This window comes from Arthrobacter sp. PsM3, from assembly GCF_030433895.1.
Classification (GTDB): Bacteria; Actinomycetota; Actinomycetes; order Actinomycetales; family Micrococcaceae; genus Arthrobacter.
Genome location: NZ_JARUXE010000025.1, coordinates 11,937 through 29,081 on the forward strand (window position 1 = coordinate 11,937; position 17,145 = coordinate 29,081).

At 63.9% G+C, this 17,145-nt stretch carries 12 protein-coding genes; 8 read left to right on the plus strand and 4 right to left on the minus strand.

What is annotated here, in order from left to right; genetic code table 11:
• Positions 1-387 precede the first annotated feature (387 nt).
• Positions 388-1,044 (plus strand): hypothetical protein, encoded by a 657-nt coding sequence (locus QCD75_RS14020; protein WP_301229584.1) that lies wholly within the window; start codon positions 388-390, stop codon positions 1,042-1,044.
• On the opposite strand, the gene QCD75_RS14025 is transcribed toward QCD75_RS14020, so the two are convergent.
• Positions 1,026-1,229, minus strand: a complete 204-nt coding sequence (locus QCD75_RS14025; RefSeq protein WP_301229585.1) for a hypothetical protein — start codon at positions 1,227-1,229, stop codon at positions 1,026-1,028. The two genes, QCD75_RS14020 and QCD75_RS14025, sit on opposite strands and share 19 nt — an antisense overlap.
• 559 nt (positions 1,230-1,788) lie before the next feature.
• Between QCD75_RS14025 and QCD75_RS14030 the strand changes: the two genes are divergently transcribed.
• The 5 genes from QCD75_RS14030 (at position 1,789) to QCD75_RS14050 (ending at position 7,846) form a co-directional block, all read left to right on the plus strand.
• On the plus strand, positions 1,789-2,544 hold the full coding sequence (locus QCD75_RS14030; protein WP_301229586.1) for a FadR/GntR family transcriptional regulator: 756 nt from the start codon (positions 1,789-1,791) through the stop codon (positions 2,542-2,544).
• Entirely contained in the window at positions 2,534-3,298 is a 765-nt protein-coding gene (locus QCD75_RS14035) for a cache domain-containing protein (RefSeq protein WP_301229588.1), read from the plus strand. The genes QCD75_RS14030 and QCD75_RS14035 overlap by 11 nt, the downstream gene beginning before the upstream one ends.
• Positions 3,299-3,416: 118 nt before the next feature.
• Complete coding sequence (locus QCD75_RS14040; RefSeq protein ID WP_301229590.1) at positions 3,417-4,865, plus strand: aminobutyraldehyde dehydrogenase; 1,449 nt, start codon at positions 3,417-3,419, stop codon at positions 4,863-4,865.
• Positions 4,866-4,961: 96 nt separating this feature from the next.
• The gene (locus QCD75_RS14045) at positions 4,962-6,425 is read left to right on the plus strand and encodes an APC family permease (protein ID WP_301229592.1); all 1,464 of its coding nucleotides are present in this window, start codon (positions 4,962-4,964) and stop codon (positions 6,423-6,425) included.
• 26 nt (positions 6,426-6,451) lie between these two features.
• Positions 6,452-7,846, plus strand: a complete 1,395-nt coding sequence (locus tag QCD75_RS14050) for a flavin monoamine oxidase family protein (RefSeq protein ID WP_301229680.1) — start codon at positions 6,452-6,454, stop codon at positions 7,844-7,846.
• 115 nt (positions 7,847-7,961) lie between these two features.
• Here QCD75_RS14050 and QCD75_RS14055 read toward each other — a convergent pair whose 3' ends face one another.
• From QCD75_RS14055 to QCD75_RS14065, 3 genes are all read right to left on the minus strand, one after another.
• Positions 7,962-9,311, minus strand: a complete 1,350-nt coding sequence (locus QCD75_RS14055) for a purine-cytosine permease family protein (protein ID WP_301229594.1) — start codon at positions 9,309-9,311, stop codon at positions 7,962-7,964.
• 230 nt (positions 9,312-9,541) lie between these two features.
• Positions 9,542-11,548 (minus strand): hydantoinase B/oxoprolinase family protein, encoded by a 2,007-nt coding sequence (locus tag QCD75_RS14060; RefSeq protein WP_301229596.1) that lies wholly within the window; start codon positions 11,546-11,548, stop codon positions 9,542-9,544.
• On the minus strand, positions 11,545-13,605 hold the full coding sequence (locus QCD75_RS14065; RefSeq protein WP_301229598.1) for a hydantoinase/oxoprolinase family protein: 2,061 nt from the start codon (positions 13,603-13,605) through the stop codon (positions 11,545-11,547). The genes QCD75_RS14060 and QCD75_RS14065 overlap by 4 nt, the downstream gene beginning before the upstream one ends.
• A 156-nt stretch (positions 13,606-13,761) precedes the next feature.
• On the opposite strand from QCD75_RS14065, the gene QCD75_RS14070 reads away from it, so the two are divergent.
• Both QCD75_RS14070 and QCD75_RS14075 read left to right on the plus strand, forming a co-directional pair.
• A complete protein-coding gene (locus QCD75_RS14070; RefSeq protein WP_301229600.1) occupies positions 13,762-15,360 on the plus strand; it encodes a helix-turn-helix domain-containing protein in 1,599 nt (532 codons plus the stop codon).
• 184 nt (positions 15,361-15,544) lie between these two features.
• Positions 15,545-16,999, plus strand: a complete 1,455-nt coding sequence (locus QCD75_RS14075) for an amino acid permease (protein WP_301229602.1) — start codon at positions 15,545-15,547, stop codon at positions 16,997-16,999.
• Positions 17,000-17,145: the final 146 nt, after the last annotated feature.

The window sequence follows — 17,145 nt, forward strand, 5'->3', positions numbered from 1 at the left end:
GCTGTTATTGAGGCTTTGATGGCACTGTCCGGGCCGGAGGGTGCGGCTGAACGGGAACAACTAAGGGCATACGTGGAAGCGCATCCCGGGCAACCGGAAGTCGCGCTGGCCAAGCACTTGCTGGCCCTCAGGCCCTATGTCGATGTCCCCAGTGCCGGGACGGGGCCACATCCCGGGTCGTAAAATGCCGGGGCAATCCCGGGCTGGGACCGGTAGTCCGTTGATTCAGCTGGTGGAAGTGGTCTGAGAATGTGGCCACCTTGATGGAGCTCTGAAACTCTTCCTTCGGCGCGGCGGCACGGAACGGCTCTGACTGTGATGTCATGAAGATAGGGACCGCAGCAGCCACTGCGGCTGCGGGTTGGATCACAGCAGGAGCGCACCGCCATGGAGGCCACACCAGGACCGAAAAGACACACCCCGGTTGTTCCGGCGACTGCCGGCGGTGCCCGGGATTTCGTCTCCGTCGATGACAGCGGGGCGTTTTCGTACCATGAGTCCGAACCGGCGCTGATAGCGGCGTTTGAGTATGTCGGGGAGGCCGCGTGCATTCTCGACCGCGCCGGCAACTCCTATGACCTGTCCCTGGATCCGAACCGTCACTTGATCCTTGGGCCGGCCCACGGTCCGGCGGAATTCCATTGGCTCCGTCAGGCATTGGTGGACGCCCGCGAGGTTCACCCCGAAGATCACCGGTTGCGGCGCTTTTACCCGGAGACCCCGGACCAGTTGCTGTCTGATCTATTTGAAACCCTCGCCTTGGAACACGGTTCGGATACGGGGCTTTGGATTCTGGACATTGATGGAGTCACCACTCGCGGGCAAACCCTCCAGGATGTCGATCGCTGCCTCTCCGGCCAGGACCAGCTGGCGAACGTCCGTGTCCTGGACCCCTTCGGCCACGTCTACCGGCCCAACAGGCACCGCAAACACTGGTACCTGCCGGCCTCTGCCGGAGTCATCCTCTACATCGAAGTCCCTCCGCAGCGCGGCGGATCCGGCGTTCTCGGGCACGAAAGCGCCCCTCATTCACCTGGGTTTTGAGCACCGTAGGCCGGCGCGGCCATCGGCGTCGATTGGACGCGCAGCCGGTCGGCGGAGCTTTCACCGGGAACGGGGCTCACCCACCCTGACTGCTTGCTGCTGGTGAGCGACTGCTGGCCACTGCCGGGTACCGGTGATACGAGCCGCCGGTTGTTGTTGCTTTGGACCAGGGTTTTGCGTTTCATGGCGTTACTGTCCTTCTGGGTGAGCGCGATTTATGGGTCGTATGACGGGACGCCTGTGCCTTAGTTCCGCCGCCCCGTATCGGACCCTGAGCCAGGGATCGAGCTCGTGGATGAGTTTCCACAGGGTCTGGCTGCCCCCGAGAGAGGGCATGATTTCCCCCTGCTGCAGGTAGCGGAAAGGCTCCGGGTCGCCATCCGGCCGCCACCAGCCGCTGGCGGGTGCATGGTGGCCGGTGGTGGCGGTGACCGTCGACTCGTGCGGACGTTTTAGCTTCAGTGGCATGAGGGCTTCCTTTCACTCCTGCGGCCCAAGTTGCAGACAGCCGAAGCAGTTTCTGGGGGAGGAACTGACCGTCCCCTGAGCGTATGCACCGCTGTGACACCCGTCACCGTGCAGAACGTCAAGACTTTTGCCTTTGTTTGTACGCGTGCGCCTGGCAATCTGTGCGAGGGGCGCAAGATGTTGCGCCAAGACCCGAACCGAAAGATACAGTGGCGCTATGGATGACAGGCCCCACCTTTGCGCGCAGATCCCGCCACCAAGCCGCGGGACGGAACTGTGACGTCAGACCCGGCGCCGCAGCCATCCTCCCGGGGAGCCCGGGCCGCGGTTTTTGCCCAGCTGTCCGGCGCCGGCCGTTCGGAGCAGGTCGCCCAGCGGCTCATCGATGCGATCCTCCTGGGCGTCCTGACGCCGGGGGACCGCCTGCCCAGCGAAGCGGAACTGGCACAGCGGTTCGGTGTGGCTTTGGTGACGGCCCGCGAAGCACTGAGCGCCATGCGGGACGCCGGGTTGGTGGAAACCCGTCGCGGCCGGGAGGGGGGCAGCTTCGTTCTGCCTGTGTCCCGGGCCCCGGAAGCACTGCTCTGGGCCCGGCTGCGCGGCATGGCCCGGGTCGATATCGAAGACAGCGCCGTCTATTTCGGGGTGCTCAGCGCCGGCTGCACCGAACGGGCCGCGGAGCTGGCCTCGGATGAGGAATCGGCACGCCTGCGGTTATGGCTGGAGAATGCCGATTTTGCCACGGTGAGCGACGCGGCCCGCAACGCGGGCGGTTTCTATCTGGAAATCGCCGTCATCAGCCAGTCGCCGCGCCTTGTCCGTGAACAGATCCGCCTGCAGGCCGAATTTGGTTCCCTGTTGTGGCTCGGAGTGGCCGACGACGGTCTGCGCCGGAGCATCTTCGGACAGAACGTGCAGATCGCGGAGGCAATATCCGTGCATGACCCGGAGCGGGCCCGCGCGCTGGTGCGGGCTCAGCTGAGCGAACTGTCGAGTTGGTTGTTGGCAGCAAAGGAAAGAATTGAGCAATGAGAGCATGGCCATGCGCATAAAAGACAACGGGCCGGATGCCGGACGCGGCAGGGAGTGCGCGGCCGCCATCGGTGCCCTGTTCAGCGGAGTCTTCACCATGTTGGACGGCTGGCGCGCTGCGGTGGAGGCGTCCGGAGCAGGCGCCACAACCGCCCGGATCGACTCGCTGGTGTACTCCCTGGTGGAGCCGGAGCTGACCGCGGCTGATCCGCTGGTGATCGGGGCAGGATTCATCGCCGCTCCGGAAACTGACACCAGCCAGGCGCTGCATTTCGCCTGGTGGCTGGGCCCGCTCTCAGACAATCCCCTGCTGGGCACCACCACGAAGCCCAGCCGGCTGGACCTGGCGTCGCGCGAATACGCGGAATACCTGCGGGACTTCAGGGCCTTTGAGTGGTATCAGGTCCCCCAAGCCACCAGGACCGGCCACATCACCGGCCCCTACGTGGACCACCTGTGCACCTGCGACTACATCCTGACGCTCACCGTGCCGGTGGGCACCGGCGGATCCATGCGGGGAGTCGTGGGGGCGGACATCCTGGTCCGGCGGTTGGAGCCGGAAGTACTGCCGTTGCTCCGCGCCACGAAAACGGCCATCGCCCTGGTCAGCAGCAGCGGCCGGGTGATTTTGTCGGTTTCGCCGACCCTGCGGGTGGGCTCCACCGTGTCCGATGCCGGCGCCGCGAGCCGCGGATGGGACGCTGTCCGGTGCCCTGGCACGGAGCTGAAACTCCTCCTGGGAGAAGACATATAGATTAAACATCCCATTCCAGATGAATCAGGTGTAGTCTCACTTAGGCGCTGTGAACCGCGTCACAAAGCGGGCCGCAAATGCGCTGTCCTGATTGATGTCTTTTGGAAGGGAAACCCATATGAGTGTGCGCGAGCTACACAACTTCGTCGACGGCCGGTATGTCGAATCTTCCTCTGCGGAAAGGCTGGACATTATCAATCCGGCCACCGAAGAGGTCATCGCCAGAACCCCCATTTCCAATGCGGCGGACGTAGCCGCGGCATACGCTGCCGCCGCGGCCGCGTTCGAAACCTGGGGCGAGACCACACCGGGGGAACGCCAGCGGGCGCTGCTCAGCATCGCCGCCGCGGTGGAGAGCCGCGCCGAGGACCTCGCCGACCTGGAATGCGCCGACACCGGCAAGCCCCGCGGGGGGATCGTCTCGGACGAAATCGATGTCCTGGTGGACCAGATCCGCTTCTTTGCCGGTGCCGCCCGGACCCTGGAGGGACGGGCTACGGCCGAGTACCTGACGGACCACAGCTCCTCCATCCGCCGTGAACCCATCGGCGTGATCGGCCAGGTGGCCCCGTGGAACTACCCGCTGATGATGGCCACCTGGAAGGTCATCCCGGCGCTGGCCGCCGGCAACACCGTGGTCCTCAAACCCTCGGACTCCACACCCAGTTCCACCCTGCTGTTCGCCGAACTGGCCAGCGAATTCCTCCCCGCCGGCGCCTTCAACGTGGTCCTGGGTGACCGGAACACCGGCCGGGCCCTCGTGGCGGACAAGGTTCCGGGCATGGTGTCCATTACCGGATCGGTCCGCGCCGGCATGGAGGTGGCCGGAGCCGCTGCCGTCGATCTCAAGCGGGTCCACCTTGAACTTGGCGGCAAGGCCCCCGTCATCGTCTTCAGCGACGCGGACATCACCGCGGCCGTCGAGGGCATCGTCCCGGCATCGTTTTATAACGCCGGCCAGGACTGCACGGCGGCGACGCGCCTGCTGGTGCACGAGAGCATCCACGACGAGTTCGTGGCCGCCTTCACCGCCGAAGTCCGGAAAAACGCCAGGACCGGCGCCCCGGACGAAGAAGGCGTCCTTTTCGGAGCGCTCAGCAGCGCCGAACACCTCAAACGGGTCGCCGGGTTCGTCAAGCGCCTGCCCGATCACGCCGTCGTCGAAACCGGCGGCAAGCGGCACGGCACCGTGGGCTACTTCCACGAAGCCACGGTGGTGTCCGGCCTGAATCAGGACGACGAGCTGGTGCAGGAAGAAGTCTTCGGACCGATCGTGACCGTACAGAAGTTCTCCACCGACGCCCAGGCGCTGCAGATGGCCAACGACGTGGACTACGGCCTGGCGTCCTCCGTCTGGACCCAGAACCACACCCGTGCCATGCAGTTCGCCAAGAAGCTGGACTTCGGCTGCGTCTGGATCAACACCCACATCCCGCTGGTCGCCGAGATGCCGCACGGCGGCTTCAAACAGTCCGGCTACGGCAAGGATCTCTCCATGTACGGCCTGGAGGACTACACCCGGATCAAGCACGTCATGAGCTACATCGGTTCCGACAGCCGTGGGTAACGCACAGACCCCGGTGGAGACTGCCGCGCTGTTGCGGGAACACCGGGGCACCGCCGCACCCGCGGACGTCGAATCCACGTTGAGGAAGTGAGCTCCATGGCACCGAAAAAATCGCTCAAGCGTTCCCTGGGAATGTGGGCCATTGTGGGCCTGGGCCTGGGCTATATGACCCCCACGGTGGTCTTTGACACGTTCGGCATTGTCTCCACGGAAACCGGCGGCCTGGTCCCGATGGCGTACCTGGTGGCCACCGTGGTGATGTTCTTTACCGCACTCAGTTACGGGAAAATGGTGGCGGTCTTCCCGGCCGCCGGATCGGCGTACACCTACACCCGCGAGACCATGCACCCCGGGCTCGGCTTCGTGGTGGGCTGGGCTGCGTTGCTGGATTACCTTCTGCTGCCGGTGGTCAACGCGCTGCTCATCCGCATCTACATGGAGGCCCTGTTTCCCGACGTTCCGGGCTGGATCTGGGTGGTGCTGTACGTCGCCCTGATCACCGGAATCAACCTGCGCAGCATGACCTCAACCTCCAAGGTCACCTCCACGCTGGTGGTCTTCGAGATCGCACTGATTGTCGCGTTTGTTGCCCTGGCCGCCATCCAACTGTCCAACGGAATGGGACAAGGCACCATCTTCTCCACTGCGCCGCTGTTCAACGACGGCATCAAGGCTGCGGCGATCCTCACCGGAGCAACCGTGGTGTGCTTCTCCTTCATCGGCTTCGACGCCATCACCATGTACAGCGAGGAGGCCAAGGACCCCAAGACCATGCCGCGGGCCATCCTGCTCACCCTGGGAATCGGCGGCGGCATCTTCTTCCTGGCGGCCTGGTTTGGCCAGTCCGTGTTCCCCACGGTGGACCAATTCCTGGTCACCGACGACACCCTGCCGGAAATGGCGCTCTACGTGGGCGGGCAGGTCTTCCAGCTGCTGTTCCTGGCCGGAGCGTTCGCGGCCACCATCGCGTCCGGCCTCTCCTCCCACGCCAGCGTGTCGCGCCTGCTCTTCGTGATGGGGCGCAACGGCGTGCTGCGCCCCGCCAAACTCTTCGCCTACGTCCACCCGACATTCCGGACACCGGTTTTCACCGTGGCACTGGTGGGTGTGGTCTCGCTGCTGGCGATCACGCCGTCGCTGGAGTTGGTGGCGTCCATGATCAACTTCGGCGCACTGATCGCCTTCACGTTCGTAAACCTCTCCGTGATCGCCTACTTCGTGGTCCGCAAGAAGCGGTACCGCACCCCAAAGGACGTATTCCACTATCTGGTGCTGCCCTTGATCGGAGCGGGCATGACCGGGGTGCTGTGGGCCTTCCTGCATCCGGAAGCGCTCACCTTCGGCCTGATCTGGACCGGTGCCGGCGTGGTGTACCTCGCGGTACTCACCAAGGGCTTCCGTCTGAAGGTCGCGGACTTTGTGCTTGAAGAAGAGACCGCGGACGTCGGGGTCACCGCTGACATCGAGGTCAGCGCCGACATCGACGACCGCGACCGCCCCACCAGCGGAGTTCCGGTCCTGGCCGGCGCGGCCCCCACCCAAGCCCATGACAAGGAATGAACACGACCATGAAAACCGAGGAAAAAGTGAACACTCTTGACCGCGACGTCGTCATCATCGGCGCCGGCGTCACGGGGCTGACAGCGGCCCGTGACCTCAAAGCCGCCGGCCTGACCGTCGCCGTCCTGGAAGCCCGCGACCGTGTAGGCGGCCGGACCTGGACGGACACCATCGACGGCGCTGTGCTGGAGATCGGCGGCCAGTGGATCTCCCCGGACCAGGACGCGCTGACGTCCATCCTGGACGAGCTCGGACTGGAAACCTTCAGCCGGTACCGCGAGGGAAAATCCGTGTACGTGTCTCCGAAGGGCGAACGGACCGAGTACGCCGGGGACATGTTCCCGGTTCCGGAGCAGACCGGGCGCGAGATCCAGCGCCTGATCGAGATCCTGGACGAGCTCGCGGCCGACGTCGGCGCCGCCGAGCCGTGGGCCCACCCCAGAGCCCGGGAACTGGACACCATCTCCCTGCACCACTGGCTGCGCCAGCATTCCACGGACGAGGAAGCCTGTGCCAACATCGGACACTTCCTCGCCGGAGGCATGCTGACCAAACCTGCCCACTCCTTCTCCGTCCTGCAGGCCATCCTGATGGCTGCGTCCGCGGGCTCGTTCTCCAATCTGGTCGATGAGGACCTGCTTCTGGACAAGCGGGTGGTGGGCGGCATGCAGCGGCTCTCCGAAACGATCGCCGCGGAACTGGGCGACGACGTCGTACTCGGCTCTCCGGTCCGCACCCTGCAATGGGGGCAGAGCGGGGACGGCACCGGCGTGACCGCCGTGTCAAAGAAGGCGACCGTCAGGGCGAGGTACGCCATCATGGCCGTTCCGCCCAACCTCTATTCCCGGGTTTCCTTCGATCCGCCCCTGCCGCGCCGGCAGCACCAGATGCACCAACACCAGTCCCTGGGGCTGGTCATCAAGGTCCATGCCGTTTATGACGCACCGTTCTGGCGGGACGAAGGATTGTCCGGCACCTGCTTCAGCCCGGACCTGATGGTGCAGGAAATTTATGACAACACCAACCACGAGGACCCGCGCGGAACGCTGGTCGCCTTCGTGCCGGATGAGAAAGCCGATGCCATGTTCGCGCTGGGCGCTGACGAGCGGCGCCGTGTGATCCTGGAAGACTTCGCAAAGTCGCTGGGGCCGAAGGCACTGGAGCCTGCGGTGTACTACGAATCCGACTGGGGATCGGAGGAGTGGACCCGCGGCGCCTATGCCTCCAGCTACGACCTGGGCGGCCTGCACCGTTACGGCGCGGACCAGCTCACACCCGTGGGACCGATCTACTGGGCTTCCTCCGACCTGGCGGCCGCCGGCTACCAGCACGTGGACGGGGCCGTGCGGATGGGCCGTGGCACCGCGGCGAAGATCGCGGCCCGCGCCGGGGAGTCAATGCCGGCATACACCGCAATCTGACGGACAAGGGTTCGCGGCGGGCCGTGAAACGGCTGGAGCACCGTGAAACAGCAACAAGAACCAGGCGGGCCCGGCAGTAATGACTGCCGGGGCCGCCTGGATTTAAGGACCAACCCTAATGTGTGAGGGCAGGATCCAGCTCTTCATCGGCCGGGTCAACGGTCGCTGCGGAACTGATCAAACGCGGCGGTGAGAGTTTGTAGGCGCCGTAGTACACGCCCGCCGCCAACGCCATGGTGATCAGGGGTGTGAGCTGGGAAACCACCGGCCACGCTGTTTGTTCGGTGAGTGCAATTCCCACTGCTGAAGCAAACACCCATGCGACCGCTCCGGGGCTGATCGCCTTGAGATTGGCCGGCCGGATATCAGGGACCTGATCCTGCGCTTTCCAGTTCAGGCCGATGAATACCAGTGCGATGGCAACCCACGCGGTGACAAAGACACCCTGCCAGGCCAGGGCCTTGAGAAGGTAACTCAAAACGTCCGTGAGCATCAGCAGGAAGGCCAGGGCGCCGGTGACGATAACCCAGATATAGCGGGGCAGGTCCAGCCGGAACACCCGGCTGGCGAACGCCGAGATGTTTTCTGATGCGAGGTAGTAGTTTGCCGTGTTGATGCGGGTCTGTGAAATGAGGATGACCAGCAGGCCGACAATCCCCAGCGATGAGATAAAGGCCTGGACGACTCCGGTTTCCGAGGCTTCAATTCGCCATGCACTCATGATGTAGATGCCAACCAGCCCGTTCAGTCCGAACGTGAATGCATAGAAGACCCAGCCGAATGTCACGGTTCCCAGGAACTTCTCGTCCTGCTTACGTCCCATCCGGGCATAGTCGAAGGTGTACATCATCATGATGTAGACGCCCATGTAGATAAGGTAAGAAGTCAGCCAGCCCGGCAGTGCGGACGAGACGGCGGCCTGGCCAATCCAGTCGGTGGGTACGCCCCTGATGAGGGTGGCCGCGACGACCACCGCAATCAGGCCGGCAACATAAAGCGGGAGCAGGACACCGTTGAGTTTGTCCAACCAGTTCTGCACGCCCCCCAGGGCCAGTGGGATGGCGTAGATCACCACCACGGCATACCAGACGACGATGCTCCCACCGAAGAACTCGTGGAAGGCAACGGCAATGATGGATCCTTCGAACACCGCATAGTAGATGGCCGTGGCTGCGAAGATCAGCGATGCCAGGGCGGAGCCGACCAGGCCGAAAAGGGTGCGGGAGAAAAGGCTGACAGTGAGCCCGGTCCGCGCCGCATACCGCGAGAGGACCTTGTTGATGGCGCCGTAGGTGACGATGGTGAGCGCCATGCCAATCAGGGTGTTCACGACGCCAACTGCTCCTGCCGAAGCTACAGCCACGTAGATCCAGAACATGGCGGAGAATACCGCCCACCAAGCCATCGTGAGGGACCATCTTCCGGCACGCATGCTGGCCGGAAGGACATAGTTTGAGTACGACAATTTCGCACCTTTCACAGCTGTTGAAGAAGCTAGGGAGGGTGAGGCTTAGCCTCGGAATGCTCTGGAAGGAACGCCTGGCCCGGGCATGCGGGGTTCGGGCCGGGTTCGCTTCCTGCAAAACTGGGTGCTTCCCCCACCGTGGTCACGGATCCATCGCGATGCAGGGCAATGAGGTGCCAGGCCCGCCGATGCGGTCAGCGTCGGCGGGCCCGGGGTCGGTCAGAATGCGCTTAGTGCCAATGGGACGAGGAGCGCTTCTCCATGCTTTTGCGGAACTCAGAGGTGGTCTCCGGGAACAGTTCCCCGGTGCCCCAGTCCAGGATCACGCCGTGCCGGCGGATCACATCGAGCATGTCCACCTCTCCGGTGCGGTACTTCTCCGCCACGACCACAGGATCGGCGGTCAGCCACCCGGGGCGGTCGGCGCGGATCTGCTGGCGCAGCGCGGTGCTGGCTGCATGGTCAATCTCGAACTGGTCCAGTTCGCGGTCGATTTCGCGGATGACGACGCCGTAGTCCTTGGCTGCCCGTTCGATCGACACATACTCGTCGATGACGTCTTCGAGGACCTCCTCAAAAGGCCGTTCCAGGGGATCGCCGTAGCCGCCGCCACCAGCGGACGGGCGTGTGAACGAGTCCCCGGAGCGCAGCGGAACAGCTGAGAAGTTCGAACCGAGGAACTTTTCCTGATCAGTGCCCTTGTTCATCCACACACCGTGCGGGATGGACGGAAGGCCGCCTTCGATGCCCCAGGTGATGGAGCGTGCCCGGTCGCAGCAGTAGCTCATCACGGTCTTTGTCGCGTCGACCAGGGTGCCGCCCTTTTCGATGCCCAGGCCGCCGCGGAATCTCCCGGGGCCGCCGGAGTCGGTGGCGATCTGGTGCACCGTGGTCAGGACGGGGGAGAGCCGCTCCTGGCCTTCGATAGGTTGGACCGCCAGACCGGGGCCGAAGACCGGGGCAGTGGCGCTGGCTCCGTCCTTGGAGGCCCGGCCGCCCCAGCCGCCGGCCATCCAGTCGTACCACATGAAGTACGGGTTATCGTCGGTGCGGCCGTCACGGCCGCCCACCAGGAGATACTCGAGGTTGAACGCACATGCCATGGCGCGCTCGGGCATGATCTGGGACCACAGCTCGAAGATCCCGTTCATCAGCTTTTCGTAGGGGCCGGAGCAGAACCCTGTGACCGCGAAAGGCCAGCCGGCGTTGACCACGGTGCCCTCGGGCCCGATTTCCGCATCGACGGCGGCGTAGAAGCCGGAGTTCAACGGAACGTCCGGGAAGAATGTCTTCGTGCCGGCGTAAATGGCCGAGTGGGTGGTGCCGTAACCGGAATTGAGGAAGGTTTCCACCGCGGGCGCGGAACCGGTCAGGTCGTAGTGGATTCCTTTCCCATCCAGGGTTAGTTTGATCTTGATGGGCACCAGGCCCTCGCCCTTGCCCGGATCGAAGTCGATGTAGTCGGTCGTTTCCCATTGCCCCTGCGGCAGGTGCTCGAGCCGGCGTCGGACGGTTCTTTCGACGTAGTCCTGGGTTTCCTGCATCGCGGCGACGACCGTTGTCTTCGAATACTTAGCCACAAGGCGGTGGATTTCGCGCTCGCACACGGCGGTCGCTTCTGACTGGGCTTGGAGGTCACCCATGGCCTGGCGCGGGGCCCGGGTGTTGGAGACCAGGAGCTGGGCGACGTCGTGCAGGAAGACGCCCTTGCTCCAGATCCGGACGGGGGTGATCCGCAGGCCTTCGCCGAAATGCTCCTTGGCGTTGACATCGAACGAACCCGGAACGTTGCCGCCAATGTCCGCCCAGTGGCCCTTGTTCTGGGCGAAAGCGATCACCTCACCGGCGGAGAAAATCGGCCGGATGAAGCTGACGTCGTTGAAGTGCGTGCCGCCCCGGTAGGGGTCGTTGATGGCGAACACGTCCCCGGGGTGGATGTCTTTGCCGAATTCCTCGATGACCGCCTTGCACTGGAAGTGCAGGGTGCCGACGTGCACGGCGATGTCACCGCTGCCCTGCATGACGGTGTTTCCGGTGGCGTCACAGAGGGCGGAGGAGAAGTCGCGGGAGTAGATGACGAAGGAGTAGCAGGTCCGGAGAATCTGCTCGCTCATCAGGTCGACGCTGGTGACGAAGGCGTTTTTCAGCACCTCGAACGTCACGGGGTCAAGCCCTGATGCCTGCCGCGCATCGGTATGGGCGGCATGGAGGTCTGGCATGGTGATCACGTCGGTCATGATGAGGCTCCCTGCTGGTCTTTGAACTCTGTGAGGTGGATCCGGATGTTGAGCCACTCGTCGATTTCGGCGGTGGTGCGCGGGGGCAGCACCGTCGTGGAGTCAAGCTGGTCGATGATCGCGGGACCTTCGAACCTCGCGCCGGCGCCGAGCTTGGTGCGGTCGTAGACGGGCGTTTCGACCCAGCCGTCCTTGCCGAAGTACACCGGCCGGACCGAATCGGGCTCGCCGGGTCCGGAGACCCTTTCCGTCGCCGGAGCGAAGGAGGGCTTGGGCGTCTTGCCGACTGCGGACAGCTGCAGTTGGTAGATTTCCACGGGCTGGTCATCCTGGCGGAACGCGAATTCGCGCTCGTGCTGCTGGTGGAAGCTCTGGATGGCTTCTTCCAGGGCGCCGTCGCCGGTTCCCATGTTCACGGCCATTGAACGCCACTGTCCCTGGTAGCGCATGGAGATGATCCGCTGCAGGATCGAGTTCTCCTCGGATACGCCTTCGTGCCGGAGCCGGGCGGTGGCTTCCGTTTCGAGGGCCCTGTATTTGCTCTCCAGGTCCTCGGCGTCGGCTTCGGCGGCAACGGCCGTGTACATCGCGGACAGGTCGTGGCTGATGTCCACCAGGAGGCAGCCCAGGGCCGAGGTGACGCCGGGGTTGGGCGGTACTACGACGGTGGGGATGTTCAGTTCCCTGGCCACCTCGGCGCCGTGCAGGGCGCCGGCGCCACCGAAGGCGATCAGCGCAAAGTCGCGGGGGTCATAGCCGCGCCGGATGGAGATCAGGCGGACGGCGTCGGCCATATTGGCGTTCGCCACCTGGAGGATGGCGTGTGCGGCCTCCGCTTCGCTCATGTCCAAAGGTTCCGCAATGGCACGCTTAATCGCGGACTGCGAGAGTCCGCGGTCCAGCGTCTTTGCGCCGCCGGCCAGGGTGGATCCGAGCCTGTTCAGGACCACGTTCGCGTCGCAGTTGGTCGGGTCCTCGCCGCCCATGTTGTAGCAGGCGGGGCCAGGGTCGGCGCCCGCGGACTGCGGGCCGTTGCGGAGCGAACCGGCAATGTCGATGTGCGCAATCGAGCCGCCGCCGGCGCCGATGGTGAGGACTTCGATGCTGGGGAACACGATGGGGTGGCCGTATTCAACCTGCCATTCCTTGGTGATGCGGAGTTCACCGTCGGAGACCAGCGCAATGTCGGTGGACGTGCCGCCCATGTCCAGGCTCACGGCGTTTTCGAAGCCGCACTGCTGGGCGATGTGCTTGGCCGCGATGGCGCCGGCTGCGATGCCCGACGCGGCGAGGCGCACGGGGTAGCGCTTGACCATGCGCGGGGTCATGGAACCGCCGCCGGAGTGCAGAAGCAGCAGGTCGCCGTCGTAACCGCCGCTTTCGAGCTCGTCGGCGAGGCGGCTGACGTAGCCGGACACCAGGGGGCCCAGTACGGCGTTGGCGACGGCGGTGTTGAAGCGGTCATGCTCGAAGATTTCGGGCAGGATCTCGGCCGAGGTGGAGACGGTGGCGTCGGGAAGTTCCTCTTCCAGGATTTTCCGCATCCGGATTTCGTGCTCGGCGTTGGCGTAGGAGTTGATGAAGCAGATGGCGATGGTTGTGACGCCGCGCTTACGTAGCACTGCGGCGAGACGGCGGGCTTCCTCTTCGTCCAAGGGAGCGACGATGTTGCCGGCGTAGTCAATGCGCTCGGTCACCTCGAACCTGTCACGGCGGCGGATGTAGGGACCGGTTACGTCGTTGTAGGCGTCCCACAGGTCATCCTTCGTGCCGTCCCGGATCTCGATGACATCCCGGAACCCCTTGGTCGTGACCATGGCTGCCGTGGGAAAGTTCCGGGTGATCAGGGCGTTCGTTGCAACGGTGGTTCCGTGTGAGAATAACGACACGTCCGCCAGATTGATCTCTGCACGTTCCACGCCGTGCAATATCGCCAGCATTGGGTCAGCCGGTGTCGACGGGACCTTGGTGACCCGCATGCGTTGTGTTGCTTCATCGAAAATGCAGACGTCAGTAAATGTGCCCCCGACGTCGACTGCAACTCTGAGATTGGACATCTATGGTTCCTCCAGGATGCTGATTGGGTACCAACAACCTTCCGCTGTGACGTGAGTCTCTGTCACTGGTGAAACTAAAATAAAGGGAAGAGGCCGTTGTGAGATTTCCAAACAGCTTCCACTCGGGCCTCCCTCACCCTTCAGCCAGGAGTCCACATGCCCGACAAGCCCGCCGTCACGCTCAACGACGTGGTTTCAGAAGCGTTGCTGGGCCTGGTCCCGGTAGTCCCGGGCAGCCCGGCCGCAGTCATAACGGGGGCGCACACCAGTGACATCGACAATCCGGCGGCCTGGCTGGAGCCGAACACGGTTCTGCTGACCACCGGGTTGAGGTTTGTGAATGCCGAAGGGGACGAACAGCTGGCTGTGCGACTCGTCGATGACCTGCGGAAAGCCCGGGTGGCGGCGGTGTTCTTCGGTGTCGGGGTCTACTTTGACCAGGTGCCCGCCAAGCTGGTGTCGGCCTGCAAGCAGGCCGGCCTCCCGTTGTACACGGTGGCGCCGGATGTTCCGTTCCACCGCATCGAGAACTTCATCAACAAGTCGCAGGCATCTCCGGACGCCTACCTGCAAAAGCGCGCACTGTGGCTAAGCAATGACCTGCTGCAGAGCATTTCTGCTGAGAATCCGGTTAAGGCCCTCATAGTCAGGCTCGCCGCAGCGTGCCGGGGTACAGCGGTGCTGTATGAGGATTCCGGGAAGATCGTCGAATCCTCCGGGGACGGTCCGACACACTTGATTTGGAGAGAGCTGCGCAACCGGAAGAACGAGTCTGATCCCGTCGTGATAGGCCAGTGGGGAGTCATGGCACGGTCGCTGGTGCTTCGCGGCGACGGCTTCACCGTGGCCGTGGCCAGCAGAAACCACCGCGTACTGACCGATCTCGGGGATGTGTTGCTGGAAACGACACAGCGGCTCCTGGCCGCGGTACATGGGATCGCTCAGTTCTCGGATTCCCGGGAAAGGCACGAGAACACGCAGTTGCTGACCATGCTGCAGGACGGCGTGCCGGTGGCTCGCGAGTTCAGGCACTGGGAACGGATGCGCACATTCCGCTTCGTTCCCTATGCGCCGATACGCGCCCTGGTCGCTGCAAATCTCACCCAGCAGCCCTTGGGCCAGTCCTTGTCCGAACGACTTTTGCGGGGTGCCGAAATTAGTGGCCTGGGGCTCTTGCTGGCAGAGAACGGTCGGACGCCCGAAAGCCCGCCGGGCTTTCATGCGGTGGTCTCGGACTCATCAGCCCTGGACGCCTGGCTGGAGTTGACGGAAACGGCCGTTTTCATCGGCCTGTCCGAACCCTATACCGATCTCGCAAAGACCCCCGACGCTTTCCGGGAAGCAGAAGCAGCAGCCGGGATTGCCCGTCGGCAAATCCAGGCCGCAATGACCACTGCCTCGGGAGCTTACCGGGGGATCGTCCGGCTGGATGAGGTGGACCCGGCCACATGGCTCCTTGGACATCGGCAGACGCCACAGGATAGGGACAAGCTCAATAGGTTTGTTGCAGCCCTCAACGTCGACGGCGAACTGAAACAGACGGTCATCTGCTACCTCGTGAACGACTTGGACGTCGCGAAGGTTGCCGGCGTCTTGTTTGTCCACCCGAACACCGTCCGGTACCGCTTGAAGAAGGCTGAAACCTTGGTGGGCGGGTCCCTTTCGAGCCCAAGGATTATTGCCAACCTCTACCTCGCCTTCCATGACGAAATAGTGGCTTTGGGCCAGACCACGCCTGAATCGCGCGGTTCATAGTCTTCCGTCACCAGAGCTTCCGCCCCTGGATCCGTCGGTCCTACCGGCGGCACTTGTGCATTGTGTCTAAGAGCGCCGCGGGAAGCAGTGCACATCATCCATGGCCTTGGGGGACTCCGTCGCGCACACTTGGCAGGAATTGTGTTCGGCATCACAACCCCCAAATCTAGGAATTAAGATACGTATGCAAGACCCCGCGACTCTCGCAGCACCAACAGCCACCACCGGCGAATCCCGGAAGGCGGGACAGGCTCCGTCCGCCCACGCGACCCTCCGTCCGCGGCACCTGACCATGATCGCGCTGGGTGGCATCATCGGTGCGAGCCTTTTTGTGGGCTCCGGCTCCGTGATTCGTTCGGTGGGCCCCGCCGCACTGATTTCGTACGCAATCGGCGGAGCGCTCGTCATCCTGGTCATGCGCATGCTGGGCGAGATGTCCGCCAACCGTCCGGTGGTCGGTTCGTTTATGGAGTATGCCCGCGACGGACTGGGCGAGTGGGCCGGATTCACCATCGGCTGGCTCTACTGGTACTTCTGGGTCGGGGTGGTCGCCTTTGAGGCGGTCATCGTGGGGCGGATCCTGAACGAATGGATCCCCATGATTCCGGACTGGAGCTTTGCGCTGGCCGGCATCCTGCTGCTGACCATGACCAACCTCATGTCCCTGCGCTCGTTCGGCGAAACGGAGTTCTGGCTCGCGTCGATCAAGGTCTCCGCCATCATCGTGTTCCTCATCTTTGGCACCCTCTATGTCCTGGGCCTGCTGCCGAATTCGACCGGATCTGTCGGGAACCTGACAGTGCACGGCTTCATGCCACACGGCTGGACAGCGGTCCTGAACGGCGTCGCCGTCGTGGTCTTCAGCTACTTCGGCACCGAGATCGTCACCATGGCCGCGGCAGAATCAGAGCAGCCGGCCAAGGCCGTCGCCAAGGCCACGAACACCATCGTGTGGCGCATCGTATTCTTCTACATCGGCTCGGTTGCGATCCTGCTCATGGTGGTTCCCTGGGACGAGCTTCCCTCCCAGACGAGCCCCTTCGCGTTCGCGTTTGGCCGCTTCGGCCTCCCCGCCGCCGACCAGGTGATGAACGCCGTCGTGCTCACCGCAGCGCTGTCTGTGCTCAACTCGGGCCTGTACTCCGGATCCCGGATGCTCTTCGCCCTCTCCAAGCACGGTTATGCGCCCCGCTGGGTGGAGGACCGCAACCGGTCCGGCGTGCCGTGGAAGGCGATCCTGCTCTCGACCGTGGTTGGCTACGTCGCGATCGCTGCCAACTACGTGGCGCCGAAGGTCATTTTCGACTTCATCATGAACTCCGCGGGACTCGTGGCGATGTTCGTGTACGGCTTCGTGGCCCTGACGCAGTGGCGGCTGCGGAACCGCATGACCGCTGCTGAGCGGGATGGGCTGAAGCTCAAGATGTGGCTGCACCCGTGGCTCAACATCGCCGTGCTTGCCGCGGTGGTCCTCATCGTGGTCCTCATGGCCCTCGATCCCGCCAACGCCCCGCAGGTCTGGACGAGCCTCAGCGCGCTTGCGGTGCTGCTGGTCATCTTCCCCTTCGTGCGGCGGCGGATAAAGCAGCGCACGTCGAGCAGCCAAGAGGCACCGCGCGTTGAGCAGCCAGTAGGTTGAGCCTCTAGCAACGTATGGCCCGGTCGATTCCACGCAAGGAATCGGCCGGGCCATACTGTTTTGTGGGGCAGCAGCAGTAGCGGCACCGGACGAGGGTTGTGCAGGATCTGTTCCGGCGGGGTTCCGCTGCGCAAAATCTCCCGCGA